Raw genomic sequence first — 24,659 nt, 5'->3', positions numbered from 1 at the left:
GCCGAATCCCGGGCCGATCCTGTTTACTGCAGGGCTTGCGGGTCTGCGCCGGATCGTTTTCTTCAAAAACACGAAAGAACCGCTCCGTTGGCGGCCGGTCCATGTACCCGGTTCAATCCGGCAAAGCAAATGACCGGAAGTTCTTTTCACAGCATAAACCAAATGACCGCTTCCGTCCATTCGCCCGATTGCGCAAAAAAGAGGACGAACTCGTCGTCCCCTTGGAGTGAACGCCTTGTACGCGGCCCGCCTCCTCCTCTATTCCTCGACCAGCGGTTCCACAATAACAGGAATAACGGCTTCGGTACGGTCCCCGCGGAAGTTCGCGGTCTCAATGTGAAGAAATCCATTCCCGTAAAGTTTGAGACAGGAGCGTAGATTCATATCCCGTCCGCGCTTACCGTGGATTTTCCGGATCCGACGGATTGTTTCAACGAATAGGTCGGCGGCAGCCCCAGCCTGCTCAATGCCCACACTCAGCCCTGAATCGGCATATTCACCGGATTCGTAAAGGTCTCGCTTCGTGCCGTCAGTGTATCGGGGACAGGCTCTCCGTTACCAACTCCGTCATCCTACCTTTCGACCGTTATAACAATCAGCGCCACAGAAACGCCGCCCCTGCTGTCACGAATAAGGACCGTAAACCGGTCGCTTCCCGTGAAGCCCGTATCCGGCAAGTAAATAAATCCGCCTTCCGCCGCGACGCTGACTTTTCCCGACTCCGGCGGCAGCAGAAGCTCGAACCGCAGCGGATCGTCATCGGGATCGGCCGCCTGTATTTGCCCGTCGAGCGGAGTGTCCGCATACGTAGCGAACTCCTGACCCGATACCGCGGGAGGGCGGTTGAACGGCGGCAAAGCTTTCGACGGATTGACGGTAATCCTGACCGCCGCCAGCGTTTTTTCACCGGTACGCAGGCTCGTGACCGCCACCGTAAACACATCCGTTCCCGTGAATCCCGCAAACGGCGTATACGTGAACGTTCCGTCCGGATAGATCACGACCGTTCCGTAAGAAGGCGAACCCTGCAGTTCAAAGAGAAGCTGCCCTCCTTCCGGATCCGCGGCGGGAATCCGTCCGGTTACCGGCTCCCCTTCGCGGGTAGCGAGTTCGACATTGCCGGCTACCGGCTGCTCGGTGACGGGCAGTATCGTTACGGTCACTTCCAGAACGCTGAATGCCCCGTAAGAATCCGTCACTTCCACTTCAAAAACATCGTTCCCCGCAAAGCCCGAATAAGGCGTATAGCGGAAGCTTCCGTCCAGCTCAAGCTCGGCAGTACCGTGTGCAGGCGGCTTTTTGACCGTAAAAGCGATGAGGTCCGAATCCGGATCGGCAGCGGACAGCTTCCCGTAAACCGCCGTATCCTCCGGTGTCGAATAAGAAGCATTTTCGGCAACGGGCGGCAAATTTGCGAATACGGTATTCACGGTAATCAGCGCTATACTGACAGCTCCACCCGCGTCCGTTACGCCGACCGTAAAGGAATCCGTCCCCGCGAAGTTGCGGCTGGGCGTATAGGTGAACGTCCCGTCCGTACGGACCGATGCCGTCCCGTTAAGAGGCAAGGTATTCAGGTTATAAAAGAGCGATTGCCCTTCCGGATCGGTCGCGGTAATCGTTCCTGAAACCGGCGCATTCCTTGTCGTTGAGCTTTGGACATTGCCGACGAGCGGAGCTTGGTTCGCCGGCAGGACGACAACTTTAACGAGAACCGTCTGCAAAGTGCCTGACTCCGTGAGGACAAACGAATCGCTGCCCGTGAAATTTTGATTAGGAACATACGTGAAGCTTCCATCGGCATTTACCGATACCGAACCGTTTGAAGGCGGTGTGCTCAACCGATAGACCGCTGAAACTTCCGGTACGAGCGGGACTATGCTGGTAAGAGGCGTATTTTGCAGCGTCATTAAAGTGGTTTCGATGGATGAACCCGTGAAAACCGGCGACACTTCGACGGTAATTGCCGCCGTCGCCGAAGCGCCCGACTCGTCGGTGACTCTGACTTGGAAAGAATCGGTTCCCGTAAAGGTTGGATTCGGCACATACGTGTACGTATTTCCGGGTCCTGCCGTCGCCGTACCGTTTGCGGGAGGGGTGTCCAGCGAGTAGGTCAGGACATCATTGTCGATATCGTCCGCATCGATCGAACCGCTAACGGTCTGATTCACGAACGTGGATTGGGATACATTGCGGACCCGAGGCGGATCGTTGACAGGCAGCACCGTAACCGTCACGTCCGAGACGAAGCCGGCTCCACGGTCATCGCTCACGCGGATTGTGCCGGGATCGCCTTCCGGATCGTCTGCCGTAATTTGGCCGTTAAGAACGGTATCTTCGGCGGTCGTCTCGTTCACCGTACCCAGAATAGGGGCATCGTTAACCGGTACGACCGGTACGGTCACGACTGCGCTGTCCGTTCCTCCCGCTCCGTCACTGCCGGTTACGGTAAAACTGTCGGTCCCGTTGAAATCCGCATTCGGTGTGTAGCTATAGGCCCCGTCCGTACCGATCACGACCGATCCGTTTACCGGTGGCGTGCCGAGTGTGAAACTCAGCGCGTCGCCGGCCGCATCGGAGGCCGCAATCTGACCGGATACCGGCGTACCCTCGGCCGTATAATCCGTCTGATCGGCTGCAACCGGAGCATCGTTGACCGGCGTAACCGTCACCGTTACATTCGCGACCGCCGTCCCGCCGTTGCCGTCATCGACCAAGACCGTGAACAAATCCGTTCCGTTGAAATCCGGAATCGGCGTATACTTGAACGTCCCGTCCGGATTCAGGATCACGCTGCCGCGTGTCGGCTGTGTCCGCAGCATAAACGTAAGCGCGTCGCCATCCGCATCAGTCGCCGCAATCTGCCCGGCTGCCGCAGTATCCTCAGGCGTTGTCAGCACCAAATCGGCCGTTACCGGCGCGTCGTTCACCGGCGCCACGTTCACTGTGACCGTCTCTGTCGCCGTTCCTCCGTTGCCGTCACTCACCGTCACGGTGAAGCCGTCGCCCCCGTAAAAGTCGGGATTCGGCGTATACGTGTAGGTGCCGTCCGCCGTCACGACTGCCGTTCCACTCACCGGAGGCGTGCCCAGCGCGTAGGTCAGCGCATCGCCGGCCACATCCGAAGCTTTGATCTGGCACGTTAGGGGCTTATCCTCCGGCGTTAAGCATTGTTCGTCGAACATATCAGGCGGGTCGTTGACCGGAGTCACCGTTACCGTCGCCGCCGCGGAATCGGTTCCGCCGTTTCCGTCGCTGACGGTAACGGTGAAAGAATCGGTCCCGTTAAAATCGGGCGCAGCCGTGTACGTATAGCTCCCGTCGGGCGCTACGACCGAGGTCCCGTTGGCAGACGGGGCACCCGGGGCGAAGGTGAGCGCGTCCCCGTCCACATCCGACGCAAGTACCCGGCCCGATACCGGCGTATCCTCCGGAGTAACGACGTTCTTGTCCTGCGCCGCGGGCAGATCGTTGACCGGAGTTACCGTGACGACAACATGAGAAATGGCCGCACCGCCGTTGCCGTCGCTGACGACCACATTGAAGCTGTCGGTGCCGTTAAAGTTCGCAAGCGGCGTGTACGTATAGCTCCCGTCCGCAGCCAGCACGACCGTACCGTTGAGAGGCGCGGTGCCCAGCGCATAGGTCAGCGCGTCCCCGTCCGCATCGCTTGCGTTAATTTTTCCGCTGACCGGAGTGTCTTCCGGCGTGACGACACTCCCTCCCGAGGCGATCGGCGGGTCGTTGACGGGCGTCACCGTAATCGTGACGTTGGAAACGGCCGTACCGCCTTTCCCGTCGCTTACTCTGACGGCAAAAGAGTCCGTACCGTTAAAATGAAGACCGGGCGCATACACGAACGTTCCGTCCGCGTTCAGCGTGACGCTTCCGTTCGTAACGGGAGCCGCCAGCGTATACGTCAGACTGTCTCCGCCCACGTCCGTCGCGGGAACGGCACCGGTGACAGGCGTATCCTCCGCCGTCGTCAAATTCAGATTGGAGGTGACCGGAGGATCATTCACCGGCGTAACCGTAATGGTTACGGAAGCGGTGGCAGCGCCTCCGTTTCCGTCGCTGATCGAATAGGTGAAACCGTCGGTCCCGTTGTAATTCGGGCTGGGCGTATACGTGAACACCCCTGTCGGACCGAATACAACCGTCCCGTGCGCGGGGGGAACGGCCAGGCTGAATGTCAACGAATCGCCTGCCACATCGGTCGCCGTTACTTTTCCGCTCAACGAAGTATCCTCCAGCGTAGTGAACGATAGATTCTGGACAGCCGGCGGATCGTTCACCGGTGTAACCCGGATGGTGACAAGCGAATTTGCCGTCCCTCCGCTGCCGTCGCTGACCGTAACGGAGAAAGAATCCGTCCCGTTGAAATTCAGATTCGGCACGTAGGTAAATGAGCCGTTGGCGTTAAGCGTAGCCGTCCCGTGTGCGGGCGGGCTTGCGACTGTATAAGACAAAACCGCAGATTCGGGATCCGAGGCCGGAATTTGTCCCGTAAAGGACGTATCCTCGGCGATTGTGCCCGTTACGTCGGAAGCAAACGGCGGGTAATTCCCGGCCGCTGCGGTCACAACGGAAGAGGCGGCCGTACCGTTGAAAACCGTCCCTCCCGTTACACTCTGGAACTGGTAAGTGACCGTCGCCTCATCGGCGAACTGCGCCGGGGAGGCAGGACGCGACGTGACCCGGCTTTGAAATTGGACGACGATCGACTCGCTGCTCGCCAAATTTCCGAGGGAAATTCCCGTGTAGGGATTTGCCGAGGCTTGAGCCGTGCCGTTGACAGTCACGCTTCCCGCAATAAAAGTCGTGCCCGCCGGCTGCTGGTCCGTGAGCGTAAGCGTATTGGCCGTGGCGTTGCCGGAGTTCGAGATCGTAACTTTGTATGTGATTGCCTCATTAATGTAAGCGGTCGTCTGGTTGGATTCCTTCGTTACGCTAATGGCCGGAGCATTGATGTTCACCTGAAAGGCAAGCGCATTGATCAGATACACGTCGCCGTACGTCGTTCCCCGGATGTTGGCAGACGTCTGCGAATGAATCAGTTTGGACGAGACGTCCACATTCGTGATGTCCCACCCCTGACGGCCGCCGGATATGACGGAACCCGTAGGATGATTCCGGTCTCCGAACGTCCCGGTCGTGTCTTGCAGGCCGCTGTCGTTATTGATCTGCGAGCAAAAAAAGTTGCTCACGGGATTGTTCGACCCGTAGACCGGCGCAAGATCGGCGGCCGTGGGCCCGAACTGCATCTGGTCGCCCGTAAGCGGAGAATCCCCTTCCTGGGCGCTGACGAGCAGCCTCCCGCTGAGCGGACCGCTTGTCGGGCTGAAAAATCCGCTTACGACGACCGAGTTCGTGCTTGAAGGGGTGTCCGTCATTTCATCGCCGACGAAAATGGTCATGTTCCGCGAGGGAAGCGTCGCATTCTGATAAATGACGGCGAGCGTCCAGCCCGCATGGTTGGTGCTGTTCTCACTGTCTCCCTGCGTACCCGGAACTTTACCGACCGTATAGGTCCCGCCTCCGCCCGCCTGGACAAGACTCGTCACATTGGCGGACCTTACATAAAAGTATTGAGATGTATTCATCCCGGGCGCAGCCGTATCGGGCGTAACCGTAAAAACACCGGCACTGTTCGTGAGCGATACTGTATAATCGAGCACGCTGCTCACGTTCTCCCCGCCCAGGTTGTAACTCCCTCCCCAAATCAGCTCCGCATACAAAACGGTGCTCCGGGAAGGCAGGACGAGGATGGCCGAAGAAGAATTCGGCCCGTAACCGGACGTGGTCCCGAGTGGGCAAGTGCCGTCCTGCAGACTTGTATTGACCGTAGCGAACGTGCCGATGGAGCGGGCCGTTCCCGGCGCGTTTGCGTTATTCTGTTTGCCGAGGCCGAGCGTATTGCCCGTAAACGTGATGGCTCCGTTGGTGGTAGTCGAGTATCTGTTTATAAAAGGCATCCCGTATCCCTCCTTTCCGCTATAGGTAACTTATGCTGCGCTCTCCGCCGTTTTGCTTCGACATGGCTCGACCACTGGAAAAAAATTTAAAAAAGCGCCGTGCGGAACACTCCGCACGACGCTTTCTGCAGCTTTACATGTAGCTGATCTGTTTCAGGATTTTATTCGTCTTCATGTTTTCATTCCTTCTAAATCCAGCCGCTCTCTTTCATCGTCTCCCTCTTAAAGAGCGGAGGCGACTTTGCTTTTGGCGGCCGTATTCGGGGCTGGCGCAAGCTTAGGAAGGATGGAGCCGAGAAGCAGCAGGCCCGTCAGGCCTGTTGCGAAGAGCACCAGGGCCATTCCCCACGCGGGCAAGAACCCGCCGATCACGACATTGATGGCGCAGATGAAATGGGCGCCGCTGTACAGCATTCCGTTGACCGCCATATACGAACTGCGCGCATGGTCCGGAACGATGTTCACGAGGAACGCCTGCTTAATCGGAACATAGATCAGTTCGCCGATGGTGGCGATCAGCATCAGGACAAGGAGAGCCCAAGGATGATTGCCCATGGCCAGGTAACTGTAGCCCGCAATGTTCAGGATTAGGCCGACGAACATCGTGCGGGTGCCTCCGTATTTTTTGAGCAGATAACCGGTAAAAAGCGATAGGACAACGATGGCGAACGTATTCTCGGTCCTCAGGATGCCCAGAAGCTCAAGACCGTTCAAACTCGTCATGCCCGGCAGCAGAACGGCTCCGTGAATGTCCCTCTCCAGGCGGATTCCAATGTACTCGGTCAAATTAAACTCCACCGAAACCAGGAGGAGGCTGGCCAGGACGTAAACCATAAACGTCCGGTCCCGGAATACCTCTCCATAGCTTTTCAGAATGTGAAAAGGTCCGCCGGTTTTCGGGACGCCTTCCTGCTCTGCGTGCCAAACCGCCGGCTGGAGCGTTTCAGACAACCAGATCAGGGTAACGAGGTAAGAGATAAACGTAACGGCCGATACCCCGAGCAGCAGTTCGAACAAGTACGAGCTGAACAGGAACGCTCCGATAATGCCCGCGATCGAGATCGACAAGTTATTCAGCCAGTAGGTAATGCGGTACATAAATTTACGGGCGCCGGGCTCGGTCACGTCGATCAGCATAGCGTCCGCGGCGGGCTTGCTCAGTCCCCAGCCCGCTCCGATGACAAGGGTCATCGCCAGGGTCAGGTACGGCGACTGGTACCAGGGCGAGTTCGCGGCCGCCATCACCGCGTAAGCCGCGGTACAGACAAGCTCGCTGATCAGCATCAGCTTCTTGCGTCCGATGCGGTCCGCGTAATATCCCCCGATAAACGTCGCGGCGACTCCCGCGATAATGTTGCCCATGACCGCTAATCCGGCGGTCGTCGTTCCGAGCGTTTTAGCGAAGTAAACCGCCATGAACGGCAGAACCATACCGCTTAGGATGCCCGTCACAAAGTGCATCGTTATCCGGATTTTTACATTGGGGTGAAAATCTCTGAATCTCATGTCCGTTTCCTCATCTTCCGTCGGTACTGGGTGCTTGTTTTCGTTTCCCCAGTTTACCAAATCGTTCCCGACTAAAAAAGGTAAATGAACGGAAACGGATTTCCCCTTTTCTGAACCGGTTTTCTTCTTCTGCGCGTATTACTGAAAAACACGAAATTACACCTGGAGGTCTGGCCATGCACCCGACGGAAACAAAGGACGAACTTCTCCTACAGCTCAAAGAAATCGACAAATGGGAACAAGATCAGAAAGATATTTTTTTCTGGGAAAAGCTCGGCCGTCTCCCCTTCGCCCTGCTGGACAAGGTTACCCCGCGCTTTCTGCAGGACCGTATCGGACAGCTTATCGATGAAATCGGGAGCTACATTCAAACCGGCGGAAAATATCTCGTTTCGGAGAAAGGCATGCTCGACCATCTTTCCAAACATACGGCGGAGGAAAAAGAGGCCCGCCAAGACGTCCCGTCTATCCGGGAAGCCGCGCTTCTTCCGCTTGCTGTCATGGATCGGGCCGCGGATTCCCTGGCCGAATCCAGATCCGCGCTTGCGACCGTGCAAGGAGCCACCACGGGCTTCGGAGGCATTTTTACGCTGGCGATCGATATTCCCGCCCTCCTGGGCCTTTCCCTGAAAGTGCTCCAGGAGATTGCCGTCTGCTACGGTTATGACCCCAATGACAAGAAGGAACGTATCTTTATTATCAACTGTCTGCAGTTTTCATCCTCCGATATCGTGGGCAAGAAAGCCATCCTGGAAAAATTGTCCGTTTACGATGCGGAAGGCCGGCAGTCCGTCTCCCAGCTTCAAGGCTGGCGGGAAGTCGTCACCACGTACCGGGATAATTTCGGCTGGAAAAAGCTGTTTCAGATGATTCCCGTCGCCGGTATGCTGTTCGGAGCGTATTTTAACCGGGGTACGATCCGGGACGTTGCCGAAGCCGGCAAAATGCTGTACCGGAAACGCCGTATTCTCGAAAGGTTGAACGAAGCCGCTTAAAGGAGTATCTTCATAGATATCTCGTATGAAAGGGGCGTAACCACAATGAGCTCAACCTTAGTACGGGGGCGCTTCGCCCCTACTCCGTCCGGCGAACTTCATATCGGCAACGCCCGTACCGCCCTGCTCGCCTGGCTGCAAACCCGGGCGGCGGGCGGTACGTTCGTCCTGCGGATGGAGGACATCGACAAGCCCCGCTGCCGGCCCGAGCTGGCCGAACAAATCACCGAAGACCTGCGGTGGCTTGGCCTCCACTGGGACGAGGGCCCTGGCGTGGGCGGTCCCTTCGGGCCTTACGAGCAGAGCGTCAGAGGACGCCTCTACGAGGAGGCGCTCGGGACGCTGCGGGAGCGCGGGCACCTGTATCCCTGCTACTGCAGCAGGGCCGAGCTTCACGCCATCTCCAGCGCTCCTCACGGCCTCTCCTCCGAAGGACCGTCCTATCCCGGCACGTGCCGCTTCCTGACGGAGGCCGAGCGTGAAGCTCGCGCGGCGGACAAAGTGCCCGCGCTCCGCTTCGCGATGCCTGCGGAAGACATCGCTTTCCGCGATCTGGCCGCGGGAGCGCAGGTTTTCCCCGGCGGGGCCGGAGGGGACTTCGTCGTGCAGCGGGCGGACGGCATCGTGGCCTACCAGCTTGCCGCCGCCGTCGATGATGCCGCCATGGGCATCACCGACGTCCTGCGCGGCTGGGATCTGCTCGACTCCACCCCGCGCCAGCTGATGCTGCTGCGCGCCCTGGGGTACGAGCCGCCGCGCTACACGCACGTCCCGCTGCTCTACGGGCCCGACGGCCAGCGCTTGTCCAAGCGGCACGGCTCCTTGTCCGTGTCCGCCATCCGCCGCGCGGGAGTCCCGCCCGAGACACTGCTCGGCGTCCTGGCCTACCTGTCGGGCCTGACCGACCGGCCGGAACCGGTGCAGGCTGAAGAGCTGACGAGGGATTTCCGGCTCGCGGCATTCCCCCGGCATCCCGTGCAGCTGAATCGGCAGCTCCTTCGGCTGCTTTCCGCGGGCTGAAGCATCGTCCGCTCTCATCCGTTCAGGAAGCCGCGAGAGACGCCTCCGGCCGGCAGGATAAAATTCCTCTCATCTGCACAAAGTATTCCTAGCTTTTGGCGACCGGATCACCGGAGATTCTGAGGAATTCTGACCGAGGAGAGTGAATCCGCCTTATGGAGGCGAAAAAAAAATGGGATCTCATTTCTGTGGCATCCATCCCGCTGATCATGACTCTTGGAAACTCCATGCTCATTCCGATTCTGCCTTTGATCCGTGAAAAGCTCCACGTGACCTCGTTTCAGGTCAGTCTGCTGATTACGGTTTATTCGATTGCGGCGATCATCCTTATTCCGGTCGCGGGGTTCCTGTCGGACCGGTACGGCCGTAAAATCGTGATCATTCCCAGTCTGATTATCGCGGGCATCGGCGGCGCCGTCTGCGGATTTGCAGCCTGGTTTATGCCTAATCCTTATACGATCATCCTTCTCGGCCGTCTGCTGCAGGGTATTGGAGCCGCCGGCGCGGCTCCTGTCGCCATGCCTCTCGTCGGAGACATGTTTACGGAGGAAAGCGACGTCAGCAGCGGCCTGGGCGTTATAGAAACGGCCAACACGGGAGGCAAAGTGCTGAGCCCCATTCTCGGGTCCGCGCTTGCCGCCCTGGTCTGGTTCCTGCCTTTTATGGCCATTCCCGTTTTCTGTCTGATTTCCGTCCTGATGGTCCTCTTTCTCGTCAAAAAACCGGAGAAAAGCGGCGGCAAAGAAGCCGACTCGGACCAGAAGCGCGCGGACGCGGGAAGCAAAGCGGCCGACAAAACCAGAAAGCCGCAAACGGATTCGGCCAAAGAATCCGATAACACCGACGGAGCGCCGATCTCGCTCCCGGTTTTTCTCAAAGATCTGAAATGGATCTTTTCCAGGAAGGGAAGGTGGCTGTACGCGATTTTCGCCATCGGCTGCATCTGTATGTTTTTGCTTTTCGGGGCTCTTTTTTATTTGTCGGAGCTGCTCGAAGAGAAATACAATCTGCACGGCATTCTGAAAGGCTGCGTTCTGGCGATCCCGCTGACCCTGCTCTGCCTGACGTCTTTTATTACCGGCAAAATCATCGGTCAGCATAAGAAGCGGATGAAATGGCTGACCTTTGCCGGCAGCCTGCTTGCATTGGGCGCGACTCTGGGCTGCCTTTTCTTCAGCTCGCTGTACGGCCTGCTAACGATGCTTTCCCTGCTCGGAATCGGAATCGGACTCGCTCTTCCCTGTCTGGACGCTTTCATTACCGCGGGAATCGACAAAGCCCAGAGGGGCACGATCTCTTCCTTCTACAGTTCCATGCGGTTCATCGGCGTTGCGGTCGGTCCTCCCGTCGTGTCCGTTCTGTTGTCCAGATATCCGACTATTCTGTTCTATGTACTCGGTGCGGCCTGCCTTCTGGCAGCTCTTCTCGCTTTATTCGCCATCCATCCGTCCACGGATGAAGAGCCCCGGCCCAAACCGGAGCCTTCCCCCGCCTAGACTTGAGGAGGCTTGTCCTCAAGGACAAGCCTCCTCTTTTTTACGGAACCCTCATTCATTCCAAGAAACGATCCTTCCTTCTGCCTTGCCGCTGGACCGGTCACTCTTTGATCCAGGCAACTTTTAAATTCATCTCTTCTATACAATGCGATTCGTCCAGCTCCAGGTTGGAAATGGCGGGCGTGACGGGATAGGCTTCCATCGCTTCGGCCGGAAAAGGCTTGAGCAGCGGGATCAGCCGGTCGGTATCCATCGCCCCCTGCGACATCCACTCTCCGATCGAATGCTGATTCAAAATAACCGGCATCTGGTTATGGAAGGAAGTGATCAGCGAGTTCGATTCCGTCATCAGCAGCGTACAGGTCCGAAGCTCCTTCCCTCTCGGGTCGCTCCATACATCATACAAACCGGCGATGCCGAAAACTTCACGACTCCGGGGCACCACGCGAACGGGAAAGCTTTTCTTCCCTTCCGTCTTCCAGTAGTAAAAGCCCGAGCACGGAACGATACAGCGCTGGCGCATAAAAATTTTACGGTAAGCAGGGTCCTGGTGAACCGACATCCCGTCCGCATTAACCGCATCTCTTGCCCAAAAGGGAACGAACCCCCACCGGTATTCATCCAACACAAGCTCCCCGTTTACGGAAACGATTACAGGCACATGCTGTCTGGGCGAGATGTTATACCGGGCTTTGTACGGAGCCGCTATCTTGTCCACTTGGAACCGGTTCTGAATCTCGGCTAAGTCGGCCGTCAGCGAATATTGTTTGCACATGGAAATCACCCTCCTTATGCGCTTTATTGTGCCGATTCCCAGGAAAAATATTCTAATTACACTTCCTTTTTTAGACAATTACCGACATTTTCATACAAAAAAATTGGTCAATCTCCCTTTTTGGGGTACAATAGTCCAGAAGAATATGGGGGTTATCGGTCCTTTGTTAATAAATAGTCTTTTTCAATATGAATGGGTATTGCATCAATTAAAGTCTTATATCCACGATTTGGATTGACATGAAAAGGGACACGTTCATAATTCCTTAATATTTTTCATGTATAAAAGTATAGATCGAAAGGAAAGGAGCCTATTGCATGAGCATTCGATGGAAAGAATGGTATAAAAGCATGTTTGTTTGGACGATCGTGCTGCTGCTTGCCAAGATGGCACTGTTCCGGATCTTGGTCTATGACAAACTGACCCTGGACAAAATTTTAATAGACGCCTTCGATGTGATGGTAGCAGCCTGTCTAATCGAGCTTTTCCGGCCCGGGCGTGTAAAAACGGCACTTTTTTGGACTTTTAACATTTTAGTCAGTTTGGCATTGCTCGCATCCGCTATTTACTTTCAAAACTTTGGAACAGTTCCCATCTACACAACGTTAAAGCAGCTAAATCAAGTGGGACAAGTTTCTTCATCCGTACGTTCGATTATGAGACCGGAGGACCTGCTGTTCTTCGCGGATATTGTGATCGTTCTGCTGTTCAAACTCGTCGTGCGTAAAAAACCGAAGAGGAATTACGTGCCTTTCCGTCTCCCGTCACCGGTTACTTATGCTCTCATGATCGTGAGCGTTTTGCTGGCCTCGAGTTCCATAGCGGCCGCTTCCGGCACGAAAAACGAACTGAAAAAAGGAGAACAACTCGGTTTCTTCGCTTATCAGGCCGTTTCTTTATTCGACGGGCTCCGCGCCAACCGAACCAATTACGCGGACATTTCCGAGGTGAAACAAAATCTGACGGAGCTGGAAGCTTCCTTCCCTCGCAGTGTCCCATTGGCGCAAGGTGCGGCGCCTAATTATTTCGGCACGGAAAAAGGTAAAAACGTGATCGTGGTCCAACTGGAAGCGTTCCAGAACTTCCCGATCAATCTGGAAGTGAACGGCCAGGCCATCACACCGAATATGAATGAGCTGGTCAAGTCCAGCTTCTATTTCAACAACTTCTTCCAGCAGGTCGGACAGGGCAATACCTCGGACGCCGAATTTATTTCCAATACGTCCATTTACCCGACCGCAACCGTGGCCATGTCCAGCGGCTTCAACAACCGCGAGCTGCCCGGTCTGCCGAGAGCACTCAACGCCCTCCAATACGAAACGAATACGTTTCACGTGAATGACGTCAAATTTTGGGACCGGGACAAAATGTATCCCGCACTCGGATTTAAACAGTATTTCGACAAACCGTCCTTTACGAACGATAATTTCAATGCTTTCGGCGCATCGGACGAAGAGCTGTACCGGACCGGCATGAAACGGCTCGTTGAGCTGAAGAATGAAAATCAGCCGTTCTACGCCCAGTTTATTTCGGCCTCCAGCCATCACCCGTTCAAAATACCCGAGGATAAACAGACGCTGGATCTGCCGGAGAACATCAAGGGCAAGCAGCTCGGTGACTATCTGGAAGCTGTCCATTATACGGACTACGCGATCGGAACTCTGATTAATCAGCTCAAAGAGAACGGCATGTGGGATAATACCATTCTCGTTATGTACGGGGACCACTTCGGCCTGCAGCCGCAGGACAACGATCCGAAGATGGTCAGCGAGGCGCTCGGAATCGACTACCATGAGCAAATTTCCCGCTACAATATTCCGCTCATTATCCACGCCCCTTCCCAGCAGGAAGGCAAGCAGATCGAAACGGCCGGCGGCCAGTTGGATATTATGCCGACCGTAGCCAATCTGCTCGGTATCCGGCTGGAGGAAGCAGGCATTGTGCCGTTCGGGCACGATTTGCTCAACGTGACGAAGAACGTTTCCGGGATCCGGTACTACCTGCCGACCGGCTCCTTCGTCAACAACGATGTTCTATTCGTACCGGGCGAAGGCTTCGACGACGGGACCGCGGTCTCGCTCAAAACGCACAAGCCCGTGGCTGATATCAGCCAGTACCGCAAAGATTACGACTACATCATGGACCTGATGCAGCTATCCGATGAATATGTGAAGCTGCTTCCCGTGCGCAAATAAAGGTTCGTTAAGGTAACAGGAGCCGGGACATCCCGTAAAGCACCTGTACAAGAAGGCGGCGCCCTCCAAGGGCGTCGGCCTTCTTTCTTTTTTGGGCACGGAAGCGGCCTCGGCGCGATTGGATAGATGTGGAGAATCTTCCGATTTGATTTGTTTGACATGTCATTTATTCCGTAGCATAATATTTACTATCGAATGTTTCACTTGTGAATCATTAAACAGTGCAACGATAGGAGGCGAGAGCATGGATAGCCCGCTTTACCCCATCTATACTTCTTTTCGTGAAGTTAATCAGACGATCAAGCGTATCATTCGCACGAATGCGGAAGCGATGGGGTTGTCCCATGTGCAGTTCACGATTCTTCGGCTCCTGCAAAATTGTCCCGGTACCAATGTGACGGAATTGGCCGAACGCATGCAGCAGACAAACAGTTCGGTCAGTGTAGCCATTGAGCAGTTGGTCGGGATGGGGCTTGTGAATCGGATCCGCAGCGACGAAGACCGCCGGAACGTCAGATTAAACTTGACCGGAAGAGGTACGGAGAAGGTAAGGCTGTCAATGAGCGAAGATTCGCAGCTTTATAAACAGCTCGTACGGATCTTGGAAGTCCCGCCTCAGGAGCTTCAAATCATGTTAGACACGCATCAAAAAATTTTAGATCAGCTAAATGCCAAGGAGGAATAAAGTAAGATGGGTTACACCAGAATCGTTATCACCAACGTAGTTGTCATTATTGTTTTAATTGTCGCCGCAGTTACCGGCTATTATTTCTATAATCAGTCGACCACTTATATCAAAACCGAAAATGCGCAGATCGCCGGCCAGCAGATGCTGATTACCGCTCCCGCCACAGGCAAGCTTGAGGATTGGAAAGGGAAAGTCGGTCAAGTGTTTAAAGCCGGCGACGTGATCGGTACCGTTCAAACGGCCGGAGCTCAAGGAACTACCGCCGTGAACGTGTCTATGCCTGCCGACGGCACTGTCGTACAGACAAGCGCTTATGACAACGAAACCGTAGCTCCCGGCACACCGCTCGGCTATGCCTACAACATGGGCAGCCTTTTCGTAAATGCCAACATTGAAGAAACGCAGCTCAAAAACGTGAAAGTCGGCCAGACCGTCGATATCTATGTCGATGCTTTCCCGAACAATACGCTGACCGGAACCGTGAATCAGATCGGCCAAGCTACTGCCGGCACGTTCTCCATGCTTCCGCAAAGCAACAGCAACGCGAACTACACGAAAGTCACTCAAGTTGTCCCGGTTAAAATCATGCTGACCGATAATCAAGGGGTTGCACTCGTACCCGGTATGAGCGCCGAGGTCCGCATCCATAAGTAAGGAGCGATTAAGGAATGTCTGAAACAAAAGCATTAGTTGTCTACAAGGAGAAAGAACCCGAAGAGGACATGACGAAGCATCGTGGTACGGTGCTTCTCGTTTTAATTCTGGGTGCCTTCGTTACCATTCTTAATCAGACGCTTCTCAATGTGGCCCTGCCCCATTTGATGAATGATTTCAACGCGTCTGCGGACACCATTCAATGGCTGTCCACCGGTTACATGCTGATTAACGGGATTATTATTCCGATTTCCGCTTTCCTGATCGGTACGTTTACGACCCGACAGCTGTTCATCTCCGCGATGATTTCCTTCACCGTCGGCAGTTTGATATGCGGTATGGCGCCGAACTTCACCATTATGATGATCGGCCGTATCGTACAGGGCGCGGGCGCCGGTATTATTATGCCGCTCATGATGACCGTTATTCTGAACATCTATCCCCCGCAGGTGCGGGGACGCGCCATGGGGACCATCGGAATCGCCATGTTCTTCGCTCCGGCTGTCGGCCCTACTCTGTCGGGCTGGATTATCGAGCACTGGACGTGGAGAATCCTGTTCTACGTCGCCATGCCGATTGCCATCGTCGATATTATTTTTGCTTTCTTTGTGCTGAAAAACGTCACGAAAGTAACGAAACCCGCATTCGACTTCCTCGGTTTCGTTACGTCGACGATCGGCTTCGGCTCGCTCCTGTACGGTATCAGTGAAGCCGGCAGCAAGGGCTGGGATTCCGTTCCTGTCGTTTCGACCATCATTATCGGCGTCGTCTTTATCGCTCTGTTCATCGTGCGCGAGCTGACCGCCAAAAACCCGCTTCTGAATCTGCGGGTTTTCAAGTACAACATGTTTTCCCTTAGTACTGTCGTCAGCTGTATCGTGAACATGGCCATGTTCGGGGCGTCTATCCTCGTTCCGATCTATGTCCAGAACATCCGCGGGTACAGCCCGATGGAAGCAGGTCTGCTTATGCTGCCCGGCGCACTCCTGATGGGGGTCATGTCGCCTATTTCAGGCGCCTTGTTCGACCGGTTCGGCATCAAGCCCCTCGCTTTTATCGGCCTTACCATCACGGCCATCACAACCTGGCAATTCGCTCATCTTAATGCGGATACGACCTATTCGACTCTGATGTGGCTGTACACGATCCGTATGTTCGGCATGTCGTTCATTGCGATGACGATCATGACGACCGGACTCAACCAACTGCCTAGAGAGCTGGCCAGCCATGGCACCGCGGCTTCCAATACAGCGCGCCAGATCGCCTCTTCCATTGGTACGGCGATTCTGGTTACCATCATGACAAATCGCACAACCTATCATGTCGGACAATATGCCAACGACCTGTCTTTATCCAACCCGAACTACAATCCGTCCGGGCTGGACAGCATGGGCGCCGCATTCGCCCAGCAGATGGGCCAGTCCCTTGCGGCAGGCAAAGCGTATGCCAGCCAGATGCTGTACGGGCTCGTTACGAAGCAATCGACGATTCAAGGTATCAATGACGCCTTCGTCGTCGCAACAGGACTTACGATTGTCGCATTGGTTGTCTCCTTCTTCTTCCGCCGCGTCGCTCACGGCAAATCCGCCAAGAAAAAATTGGCCGAGAAGCCGGCAGAACCGATTGAATTGACGGATTCGAGAGGACAAACAGCGCGGGTGTAACATCCGCGCTTTCTCATTTGACCCTGTCAGGAAAGGAAGTCTATTATGAAAATTTACGTAGTTTACGACAGTGAAAGCGGCCATACGGAAGCCCTCGCCCGCTCCATCGCGGAAGGCGCAGCCGCTCATCCGGAGGCGGAGGTTCTGCTCCATCACGTTAACGAGGCTCGCATAAGCGACCTGGAAGACGTGGATGCGATCATCTGGGGCTGTCCGGGCCATTTCGGCACGATCAGCTCCGGGCTGAAGAGCTGGATCGACAAACTCGGCTACATGTGGGCCAAAGGCGAGCTCATCGGGAAAGTCGGCGCCGCGTTCTGCACAACGGCCACTGTCCACGGCGGCATTGAAATGACGCTTTGGAACTTGATTACACCGATGCTCCACAACGGCATGATCATCGTCGGCCTGCCGAGCAACGTACCGGAAAATGTGCTTTACGGCTCCTATTACGGCGTCGGCATCACTTGTCCGGTCGAGGCGTCCAAGGATGCTCCCCCCAACCTGCCGACCGAATCGGATCTGGCTCTGGGACGCGCCCTGGGCAAACGGGTTGCCGATATCGCCCAAAAGCTAGCCTAAAGCGTTAAGGAAAGGATGATACCCGTTGGACTTATTTTATTTTCTGGCCATTGTGGTCATCGGCCTTCTGGTGCTCATCCCGGTTAACCTGAAGTTGTTCCGCAAGTCGGCGCAAAGCCGGCAGCCGGAGAAACCGGCCGAGGAGCCAGCTTCCGGTAGCCGGGTCAACAACTTAACGGACGGACACGCTCCCGAAACCGCCGAGCCGCATGGAGAAGTTCCTTCTGCAGATGTCGGAACAAGAGCCGCTGCATCTGCAGTCGCTCCGGACCTTACGGACGCGGCCCATGCCAGCACGCATCCCGATAGCCTGGAAGAACAGCGCGCACCGGAACTGACCGTTCCGAGCGCTTCTTCCCGGGAGCCGGATACCGCCCCTGCACGTCCGGGCACGGCTGCCGCTTCTGCTTCTGCTCCTGTAGAGCAGGAGGAAGCACGTTTCGCTCCTGCGGCCGAGGAGGCCCTCCCTCCGCTCGCGCAGCCGGAGGCCGAGCCGGAGCTGCCTCCGCGCAGCCAGCGGCACGCGGGCCACACGCACGGCCGCAAAGCGTCGCTGCGCGGCAGCAGCATCCGTCCGGCGTCGCAGCCTCGGCATACCGAGGCGCCGCTGCCGGAGGAGCCGCCGCATGAAGCGGCCGAGCCGTCCGCAGCCGGAGCGCTTGCCTCCGCGGACGCCGCAGGAAGCGGCGCTGCGGAAAGCGCGGCCGCTTCCGCCGGGGAAACGCCGCGGCTGCAGCTGCACCCGTTCGCGGACCGGAAGCGCAGCTCTGAACCGCTGCACGCGGACGGTGCGGGCGGTGCAGCCAGCCTTCGGGCGGACGAAACGCCGGCGGAACGCCCGGCGCCGTCCGCCCCTGCGGCCGCAGCCGGCAGCGCCCCGGCAGCGGATCGCGCGCCGTCGGGCGTTCCCGCTCCGCATGCCGCCGAGCTACCCGCCGAAATGACGGCGGCGGCTCCCGCTGCCCCGGCCGCAAGGTCCGGATCAGCGGGTGAAGACGGCGGCGTCCATTCGGACATGGACTACCGCGACGCGCTTCGCCGCGGACTCCGCCCCGAACCCGAGCCGGAAATCGTGCCGCAACCGCCGAAAGACGAGAAGTACGACGACCGGAAATACCGGGACACGCTCCGGGATATGTTCCGTGAAGCGGCGAAGAACGCCGGTAACGGCGGTACGGACAACCGCAAGTAAGGCCCTGACCCAGTAAACGCGCAAAAACCCGCATACGGAGATTTTCTCCGCATGCGGGTTTTTGTTCGATGCAAGTGAGGCCTTAACGATGAAAAACTGCTCAGTTTCCGCCGCCGTACACACGGTACGCCGAATGAAGCGTCGGGCCTACGTACTGGTTCAGCGGGAACGAATGACGGATCGCTTCGGTGATGAAAGCTTTCGCCGTGCGAACGGCTTCTCTCACGGATTTGCCTTTGGCCAGCTCCGCCGTAATCGCCGCCGAATACGTGCAGCCTGCGCCGTGCGTATTCGTCGTTTCGATGCGATCGGACTCCAGCAGCTCGAATGTTTCGCCGTCGTACAGAACGTCGACCGCTTTGTCGTGCTGAAGCTTGCCGCCGCCTTTAACGAGCACATATTTGGCGCCGAGCTTCTTGATCGCCGCAGCCGCTTCCTTCATATCTTCCACGGTGCGCAGTGGAGCGTGTCCGCTAAGCTGGGCCGCTTCGAACAGGTTCGGCGTCACGATCGTGGAACGCGGCACCAGGACGTCGCGCAGGCTGACGGTCGTCTCGGGATGAAGCGCCTCGTCGTTGCCTTTGCAGACCATAACCGGGTCGATCACGACATTTCCGACGTTCTCCCGGTCGATGGTACGGCCTACGAGTTCGATGATTTCAACCGAGCCGAGCATGCCTGTTTTCATGGCATCCACGCCGACTCCGTGAAGAACCGTCTCCAGCTGCGGCGCAAGCACCTCGGTGGAAATCGGGAAAACCTGATGGGCCCAGCCGTTATGCGGGTCCATCGTGACAATCGTGGTCAGGGCGGTCATTCCGTATACGCCGCGCTCCTGGAATGTTTTCAGGTCGGCTTGAATGCCGGCTCCTCCGCTGGTATCGGAACCCGCAATCGTTAATGCTTTGTACATAGTCTTGTCCTCCTTGCGATAAGGTCTTCGTTGTCGAATCCGGGTGCGGTTTTGTAACGATGCAACTCGAAAATCGTCTACTCTCTATCCTACGGCACGGTGTGAAAATGTGCAATATGCCCTTGAGCCTGCAGGAGCCGACAGTTGTTGCCATCCTAAACCGAAACGAAAAAACCGCCTTTCGGCGGTCTTTCGCGTAACAGCGTACCCTGAACGGGACACCTTACAGCAAATTTTTGAAATCGTCCGCGGATATGCCCTCTTCCACCGCAAACTCGAAATCGTCCACATCGTAAATCTGCACCGGAATTTCCGCCTGAATGATTTTTTCCACCAGCTCGACCTGATCGGTCAGCATAGGCACCTTTTCGTGCAAGGCGGTCAAAATCAGTTCGGTTTCCACCGGATCGAACGATTCCCCGTAATGAGCGTTGTCCACGGAATTAATAACCGTGAAGGATACCATATCGTTCACAAGGATCGGCGGGCTTTTACGCCACGGAACGGTCAAGGCCCGTTCGATTTTTTTCTTGTTCAGCGGATCCTCGAAAAAAGTGATCAGCTCTCCGATCATCTCTTTTACATGCGCGTCCTCCTGCGGATCGGGCATAACCGGCTCCGGGCTGTCCTTCAACTCGTACAACTCGGCAACGGTGGAGTAAGGCAGAATATACTCTACCGGACGCCCGGGCACCAGCAGTTGTCCATATATGGCAACCAGGACGGACTCGATAATAAAGCGTCGGCCCATCGTTTCTTCCCCCTTTGTAAATCGGCACAGCCAAAATAGTCAACTACCATCATAACACTTCCTGTAGGGTCCTTCCAGCATTATGGGAATATTTTGTCCGGCCGAGGGTACGGCAAGGAGAAGTTCTCTTTTCAGGCAAGCACGGATTCGATCAAGTCCAGCTCGTCCCCGGAAAAGCCGAGATTGGCGACAACGGCCGCGTTCTCTTCGATCTGGCCCGGCCGGCTTGCGCCGATCAGCGCCGAGGTCAGGCGTCCCTCTCTCAGCACCCAGGCAAGCGCCATCTGGGCCAGGGTCTGCTTACGGTCGCCGGCGAGCTCGTTCAGCCTCCGGATTTGTTCCAGCTTCTCGTCTGTCACGTCTTTTTCCTGCAGGAAGACCGACGGTTTGGCCGCGCGGGAATCCGCCGGAATTCCGCCCAGGTATTTAGTCGTGAGCAGCCCTTGCGCCAGAGGACAGTAGGCAATGCTTCCGACTCCATTCTCCCGCAGCACGTCCTGCAGGCCGTTTTCGATCCACCGGTTGAACATGGAATACGACGGCTGATGAATGAGCAGCGGCGTCCCCAGCTCTTTCAGAATACGAACCGCATCGGCTGTCTGTTCCGCCGTATAATTGGACACACCGACATAGAGCGCTTTGCCTTGTCTGACTATCGAATCCAGCGCCATCATCGTTTCTTCGAGCGGCGTTTCGGGATCGAAGCGGTGGGAATAAAAAATATCCACATAATCGAGCCCCATCCGTTTCAGACTCTGATCCAGACTGGCCGTCAGATTTTTGCGCGATCCCCACTCCCCGTAGGGCCCTTCCCACATAAGATATCCGGCCTTCGAAGAAATGATAAGCTCGTCCCGGTAAGGCGCAAGGTCCGTTTTCAGCATGCGGCCGAAATTCTCTTCCGCCGAACCCGGCGGGGGCCCGTAGTTGTTCGCAAGATCGAAATGAGTAATTCCCAGATCAAACGCTTTTCGGATCATCGCGCGGCCGTTCTCGTACGAATCCGATCCGCCGAAATTGTGCCAAAGGCCCAGTGAAATAACCGGCAGCTTCAAGCCGGAGCGGCCAACCCGATTGTAAATCATGGAACCGTAGCGATCCTTATCCGCCAAATAATACATGAATAACAGCACCTCCGAAGATTACGTGATAGAAATGACTCAGGTACGTCGGAACTTTTTTTGCAAAGCTCTACAGAAAAACCGGTACATACAAACCTACGCATAGACATTTACGTTAATGGTGTTCCCCGTGCGCTCTTTCAGTTCACGCACCGTGTTGCCTCCCGTGCCCATATTGACGATCCGGACCGCAAGCTCCGGATAGACCGAGCGGATCAGGGCATCCACCTGGGCCGCATATCCGCTGCCCAGCGCATCGGTTCGCCCTTCCCCACCGGCCTTACACGGCCGCAATCCGTGATGGAATCGCCGATCATAACCAGCTTGTCGTGCTTTTCCAGTCCATGTTGTTCCCTCCTTCGGCACAGGCTCTGTACATTGGAATTCGCCCGCAAGCTTCATTTACCTGCCGAAGCGCTTCCTAATAAATCAGGCAAGAAATAAAAAAGCAGTTCCCTTACGGGAACTGCCTGACTTTTATCCGGCCATCAGATTTTTGGTATCCTCGGGACTGTATACCGAGATGTGATCCACCTTGCCGGTCGATTTCGGGATAACGAATTTCAACTGATACCGGCTTCCGGCTCCGTACGTATAAATCGTGTCGCCGCCGTTGACCGTTACTTCCGCAGGCTCGCCGAGCGTCTGTTTGATATCCGCTAGAGCAAGCTGCTGCAGAGCTTTGTCATAGGAACGGACATCGAAGATCAGCATCCCTTTGTTAAAGCCGAAAGCGACTCCGCGCTTCGTATAGGTCGCATATTGGCCTTTTCCTGCGCTTTCCTGCTTGTCGGGCTTGCCCCATTTCTTCTCCACGTCGTCAATAAGTCCCGTGTGGGCGGCATATTCCACGCCCGCAATCTGACCTTTGCGCGCCAGCTCCATTATCCCTTTAACTTGCGCCGCTTTATCGGAACCGGTCGAACCCGCTTCGCCCGGCTTGGCCGACGGAGCCGGCGTTGCGCTCGGTGGCGGGCTCCCGCTCGGACTCGCGGACGGAGTCGGTGCGGCGGATAAGGTTGGCGCGGCCGTAGGACTGGGCACGGCTTTCGAATCCGAACCGCATGCCGCCAGGGCAAGCGGCAGGGACACAACGCCTGCCATCATCAGTATGCGGCTTTTGTGCGATAAGTTTGAGTTCATGACTTCAATCACTCCTCGGAACGGTTTCAGGGAGTCTGCGCTCCCCTTTCTTTTCTCGGCTGCGATCGGTGGATCTGACGTTGGCCGGGTCCGCGTTACGGGTGGCCGAATCGGTTTAAGGCTGGCCCAACGGTTTGCGGTTCGTCGGGTCCGGATCAGGATCAGTTCGGGGTCCGGTTCGGCCGGTTTCGCTAGCTCCCGTTTCTCCCTGCCGATTTGATCTCGGACGGGAGCTTGACTATACTAAGGCTGGATACACCATCCAGATCCTATGTCGAGTATACTCCAGGAGGACAACCATGATCAAACAAGCGGGCACGATTGCGGTTTATGTGGATGACCAGCAGGCATCCCTCAAATTTTGGACGGAGCGGGCCGGGTTCGCCGAAGTCGCCAACCATCCGATGGGTCCCGATGCGTCCTGGATAGAAGTTGCGCCGCCCGGCGCCCAGACACGCCTCGTGCTTTATCCCAAGTCCATCATGCCGGGGTGGGAAGAGCAGAAAGCCGCCGTCGTTTTCGAGTGCGACGATATTCAGGAAACCTACAAGACGTTGTCCGCCAAAGGCGTCCGTTTTCTCGAAGCGCCCAATCAAATGCCTTGGGGAACCTACGCGCGTTTTGAGGATATCGACGGAAACGAATTTTTGCTGAAACAATAGGATTTCAGGAAAATCCGATTGAACCGGCCAGCCGTACAAAAACACCCGCCTTTACGGACGGGTGTTTTTGTAACTTTCTATAAAACGGACCACGATTTACCGCCGTCTTTGGTCTGTACGAGAACGGACCTCTTCTGATCCTTCGTTTCGAGAAGAATCCAGCCCACATTTTCCGAAATAAATTGGAGCTGCGTCAATTGCGGGTATTTGCTCCACGTTCTGGACAAAATTTTGTCCTCATTCAGCGGCGCCCACGTTTTACCTTTGTCAGTCGTATGGTAGACGATATTTTTATCCAGGTACCACCCGTCGGTCTCGCTCAGGAAAAAAGGCAGCGTGAACGCGTTGGACTCTTTGACGGTTCCGACTTTGAAAGGCGCGTAATTCCAGTTGACGCCCCCGTCCTCCGTGAACAAGCCGTGGAACTGATCCGCCTCGCTGCTCGGGCAGCTGAACGGAATCCAGCCTTTGCTGCGGTCCGATCCGAAGAATACCGGCTGCAGCACGTCCACAACCTCGCAAGCTTCGCTGCTGCGGGCTGCGGCGATCACCTTGCTTTCCTTCCAGGTCCGCCCGCCGTCCTCGCTCCGGTACATTTTCGGCTGCCCTTTCACTTCCATGGAGAGCCAGCCTGTCCGCAGATTCTGAAAAGTTAGCCCGGTAATGGTCCCTTCCTGGGGAAGCTGGGCATCGGCGGTCCGCTGCCAAGTCGATCCTCCGTTGGAGGTGGAGTACAGGATGTGGCCGGAGTCCGCCTTGGACGGGTCCGTGATGCTGAGCATCCAGCCGTTCTGCGGCGTCTGAAAATCCAGCACGACGGGATTCATCTGTTCGGGCAGATCCACGGCTTTCCAGCTTCCTCCCCCGTTCTCCGTCTGCCAGATTGTGGTCTGTTTGCCCTCCAGATCGCTGCGGACGATCCATCCTCTCTGCTTGTCGAGGAAAGATATCGCTTGGCCGTAGCCCGGTGAAAATTTAAAATTACCGGCTGACGGCGGGGATACGTTCTGCCAGGTCTGCCCGCCGTCCAGCGTCCGGTACATACGCAAAGACTGATTCGTCACGCCCCAGGCGTAGCCCGTCCTTTCATCGATCAGATGAAAATCGAGCAGCCTCGTCTGGATCTGAAACTCGGAAGGCGTATCTTTCTTGGTGTCCGCTCCCGGTTTTACCGTCGGCTGCGGTTCGGGAGTCACCGTAGGTTCCGGCGCCTGAGGCGCTTTCGCCTCGTTGGAGCCAGTACTCAGGCAGCCGCTTAACATTCCTGCAAGCAGCAGGCCTATCAGGAGCAGGGTGCTTCTGCGAATCATGCTGATACCTCCTAACC

Annotated in this window: 18 protein-coding genes and 1 pseudogene; 10 read left to right on the top strand and 9 right to left on the bottom strand. The window is 56.2% G+C overall.

The genetic code is table 11. The annotated features are described in order from the left end of the window. Positions 1-572: 572 nt before the first annotated feature. Both ABH899_RS10220 and ABH899_RS10215 read right to left on the bottom strand, forming a co-directional pair. Entirely contained in the window at positions 573-5,975 is a 5,403-nt protein-coding gene (locus ABH899_RS10220; RefSeq protein ID WP_369995910.1) for an Ig-like domain-containing protein, read from the bottom strand. Positions 5,976-6,197: 222 nt separating this feature from the next. Then, entirely contained in the window at positions 6,198-7,481 is a 1,284-nt protein-coding gene (locus ABH899_RS10215) for an MFS transporter (protein WP_369995908.1), read from the bottom strand. A gap of 176 nt (positions 7,482-7,657) precedes the next feature. Between ABH899_RS10215 and ABH899_RS10210 the strand changes: the two genes are divergently transcribed. The 3 genes from ABH899_RS10210 to ABH899_RS10200 all read left to right on the top strand — a co-directional run bounded on the left by ABH899_RS10210 (position 7,658) and on the right by ABH899_RS10200 (position 10,992). After that, entirely contained in the window at positions 7,658-8,476 is an 819-nt protein-coding gene (locus ABH899_RS10210; protein ID WP_369995907.1) for an EcsC family protein, read from the top strand. A 45-nt stretch (positions 8,477-8,521) separates the two neighbouring features. Then, positions 8,522-9,496 carry a tRNA glutamyl-Q(34) synthetase GluQRS gene (gene gluQRS / locus ABH899_RS10205; RefSeq protein ID WP_369995906.1) on the top strand — a complete coding sequence of 325 codons (975 nt, stop codon included), beginning with the start codon at positions 8,522-8,524 and terminating at the stop codon, positions 9,494-9,496. 155 nt (positions 9,497-9,651) lie between these two features. Continuing rightward, entirely contained in the window at positions 9,652-10,992 is a 1,341-nt protein-coding gene (locus ABH899_RS10200) for an MFS transporter (RefSeq protein ID WP_369995904.1), read from the top strand. 100 nt (positions 10,993-11,092) lie between these two features. On the opposite strand, the gene ABH899_RS10195 is transcribed toward ABH899_RS10200, so the two are convergent. After that, complete coding sequence (locus ABH899_RS10195) at positions 11,093-11,767, bottom strand: SOS response-associated peptidase (protein ID WP_369995903.1); 675 nt, start codon at positions 11,765-11,767, stop codon at positions 11,093-11,095. Positions 11,768-12,084: 317 nt separating this feature from the next. On the opposite strand from ABH899_RS10195, the gene ABH899_RS10190 reads away from it, so the two are divergent. From ABH899_RS10190 to ABH899_RS10165, 6 genes are all read left to right on the top strand, one after another. Then, positions 12,085-13,962: an LTA synthase family protein gene (locus ABH899_RS10190; protein ID WP_369995902.1), complete on the top strand. Its 1,878-nt coding sequence runs from the start codon at positions 12,085-12,087 to the stop codon at positions 13,960-13,962. A 244-nt stretch (positions 13,963-14,206) separates the two neighbouring features. Next, on the top strand, positions 14,207-14,647 hold the full coding sequence (locus ABH899_RS10185; RefSeq protein WP_369995901.1) for a MarR family winged helix-turn-helix transcriptional regulator: 441 nt from the start codon (positions 14,207-14,209) through the stop codon (positions 14,645-14,647). A 6-nt stretch (positions 14,648-14,653) separates the two neighbouring features. Continuing rightward, positions 14,654-15,304 (top strand): beta-barrel domain-containing protein, encoded by a 651-nt coding sequence (locus ABH899_RS10180; protein WP_009672433.1) that lies wholly within the window; start codon positions 14,654-14,656, stop codon positions 15,302-15,304. 14 nt (positions 15,305-15,318) lie between these two features. Beyond that, positions 15,319-16,968 (top strand): DHA2 family efflux MFS transporter permease subunit, encoded by a 1,650-nt coding sequence (locus ABH899_RS10175; RefSeq protein WP_369995899.1) that lies wholly within the window; start codon positions 15,319-15,321, stop codon positions 16,966-16,968. Between the two features lie 45 nt (positions 16,969-17,013). Further along, entirely contained in the window at positions 17,014-17,550 is a 537-nt protein-coding gene (locus ABH899_RS10170) for an NAD(P)H-dependent oxidoreductase (protein ID WP_009672476.1), read from the top strand. A gap of 25 nt (positions 17,551-17,575) precedes the next feature. Next, complete coding sequence (locus tag ABH899_RS10165; RefSeq protein WP_369995898.1) at positions 17,576-18,742, top strand: hypothetical protein; 1,167 nt, start codon at positions 17,576-17,578, stop codon at positions 18,740-18,742. 100 nt (positions 18,743-18,842) lie between these two features. Here the strand turns inward: ABH899_RS10165 and pdxK are convergent, their stop codons facing one another. The 5 genes and pseudogenes from pdxK to ABH899_RS10140 all read right to left on the bottom strand — a co-directional run bounded on the left by pdxK (position 18,843) and on the right by ABH899_RS10140 (position 22,670). Then, positions 18,843-19,655: a pyridoxine/pyridoxal/pyridoxamine kinase gene (gene pdxK, locus ABH899_RS10160; RefSeq protein WP_218230046.1), complete on the bottom strand. Its 813-nt coding sequence runs from the start codon at positions 19,653-19,655 to the stop codon at positions 18,843-18,845. 223 nt (positions 19,656-19,878) lie between these two features. Beyond that, the gene (locus tag ABH899_RS10155; protein ID WP_009672384.1) at positions 19,879-20,406 is read right to left on the bottom strand and encodes a hypothetical protein; all 528 of its coding nucleotides are present in this window, start codon (positions 20,404-20,406) and stop codon (positions 19,879-19,881) included. 131 nt (positions 20,407-20,537) lie between these two features. Further along, positions 20,538-21,527 (bottom strand): L-glyceraldehyde 3-phosphate reductase, encoded by a 990-nt coding sequence (gene mgrA / locus ABH899_RS10150; RefSeq protein WP_369995896.1) that lies wholly within the window; start codon positions 21,525-21,527, stop codon positions 20,538-20,540. Positions 21,528-21,659: 132 nt separating this feature from the next. Next, positions 21,660-21,844, bottom strand: a pseudogene (locus tag ABH899_RS10145) (SGNH/GDSL hydrolase family protein); the annotation flags it as partial. Between the two features lie 160 nt (positions 21,845-22,004). Next, positions 22,005-22,670 (bottom strand): YjgB family protein, encoded by a 666-nt coding sequence (locus tag ABH899_RS10140; protein ID WP_369995895.1) that lies wholly within the window; start codon positions 22,668-22,670, stop codon positions 22,005-22,007. Between the two features lie 299 nt (positions 22,671-22,969). Here ABH899_RS10140 and ABH899_RS10135 point away from each other — a divergent pair, with 299 nt between their 5' ends. Further along, complete coding sequence (locus ABH899_RS10135) at positions 22,970-23,332, top strand: VOC family protein (RefSeq protein WP_009672549.1); 363 nt, start codon at positions 22,970-22,972, stop codon at positions 23,330-23,332. 77 nt (positions 23,333-23,409) lie between these two features. Here the strand turns inward: ABH899_RS10135 and ABH899_RS10130 are convergent, their stop codons facing one another. Further along, positions 23,410-24,642 carry a VPS10 domain-containing protein gene (locus tag ABH899_RS10130; protein WP_369995894.1) on the bottom strand — a complete coding sequence of 411 codons (1,233 nt, stop codon included), beginning with the start codon at positions 24,640-24,642 and terminating at the stop codon, positions 23,410-23,412. Positions 24,643-24,659 lie beyond the last annotated feature (17 nt).

Source organism: Paenibacillus sp. RC84, from assembly GCF_041260495.1.
Lineage (GTDB): Bacteria > Bacillota > Bacilli > Paenibacillales > NBRC-103111 > Paenibacillus_F.
Note: the sequence above shows the minus strand (reverse complement) of the source record. Positions and strands in the feature narration are given on the sequence as shown.

What these genes read in the sequence shown, in the direction of transcription:
- ABH899_RS10155 (WP_009672384.1), bottom strand. Translation starts at nt 20,406, where the DNA reads ATGGGCCGACGCTTTATTATCGAGTCCGTCCTGGTTGCCATATATGGA.
- ABH899_RS10200 (WP_369995904.1), top strand. Translation starts at nt 9,652, where the DNA reads ATGGAGGCGAAAAAAAAATGGGATCTCATTTCTGTGGCATCCATCCCG.
- ABH899_RS10130 (WP_369995894.1), bottom strand. Translation starts at nt 24,642, where the DNA reads ATGATTCGCAGAAGCACCCTGCTCCTGATAGGCCTGCTGCTTGCAGGA.
- ABH899_RS10180 (WP_009672433.1), top strand. Translation starts at nt 14,654, where the DNA reads ATGGGTTACACCAGAATCGTTATCACCAACGTAGTTGTCATTATTGTT.
- ABH899_RS10140 (WP_369995895.1), bottom strand. Translation starts at nt 22,670, where the DNA reads ATGAACTCAAACTTATCGCACAAAAGCCGCATACTGATGATGGCAGGC.
- gluQRS (WP_369995906.1), top strand. Translation starts at nt 8,522, where the DNA reads ATGAGCTCAACCTTAGTACGGGGGCGCTTCGCCCCTACTCCGTCCGGC.
- ABH899_RS10190 (WP_369995902.1), top strand. Translation starts at nt 12,085, where the DNA reads ATGAGCATTCGATGGAAAGAATGGTATAAAAGCATGTTTGTTTGGACG.
- ABH899_RS10210 (WP_369995907.1), top strand. Translation starts at nt 7,658, where the DNA reads ATGCACCCGACGGAAACAAAGGACGAACTTCTCCTACAGCTCAAAGAA.
- ABH899_RS10135 (WP_009672549.1), top strand. Translation starts at nt 22,970, where the DNA reads ATGATCAAACAAGCGGGCACGATTGCGGTTTATGTGGATGACCAGCAG.
- mgrA (WP_369995896.1), bottom strand. Translation starts at nt 21,527, where the DNA reads ATGTATTATTTGGCGGATAAGGATCGCTACGGTTCCATGATTTACAAT.
- ABH899_RS10215 (WP_369995908.1), bottom strand. Translation starts at nt 7,481, where the DNA reads ATGAGATTCAGAGATTTTCACCCCAATGTAAAAATCCGGATAACGATG.
- pdxK (WP_218230046.1), bottom strand. Translation starts at nt 19,655, where the DNA reads ATGTACAAAGCATTAACGATTGCGGGTTCCGATACCAGCGGAGGAGCC.
- ABH899_RS10220 (WP_369995910.1), bottom strand. Translation starts at nt 5,975, where the DNA reads ATGCCTTTTATAAACAGATACTCGACTACCACCAACGGAGCCATCACG.
- ABH899_RS10195 (WP_369995903.1), bottom strand. Translation starts at nt 11,767, where the DNA reads ATGTGCAAACAATATTCGCTGACGGCCGACTTAGCCGAGATTCAGAAC.
- ABH899_RS10170 (WP_009672476.1), top strand. Translation starts at nt 17,014, where the DNA reads ATGAAAATTTACGTAGTTTACGACAGTGAAAGCGGCCATACGGAAGCC.
- ABH899_RS10185 (WP_369995901.1), top strand. Translation starts at nt 14,207, where the DNA reads ATGGATAGCCCGCTTTACCCCATCTATACTTCTTTTCGTGAAGTTAAT.
- ABH899_RS10175 (WP_369995899.1), top strand. Translation starts at nt 15,319, where the DNA reads ATGTCTGAAACAAAAGCATTAGTTGTCTACAAGGAGAAAGAACCCGAA.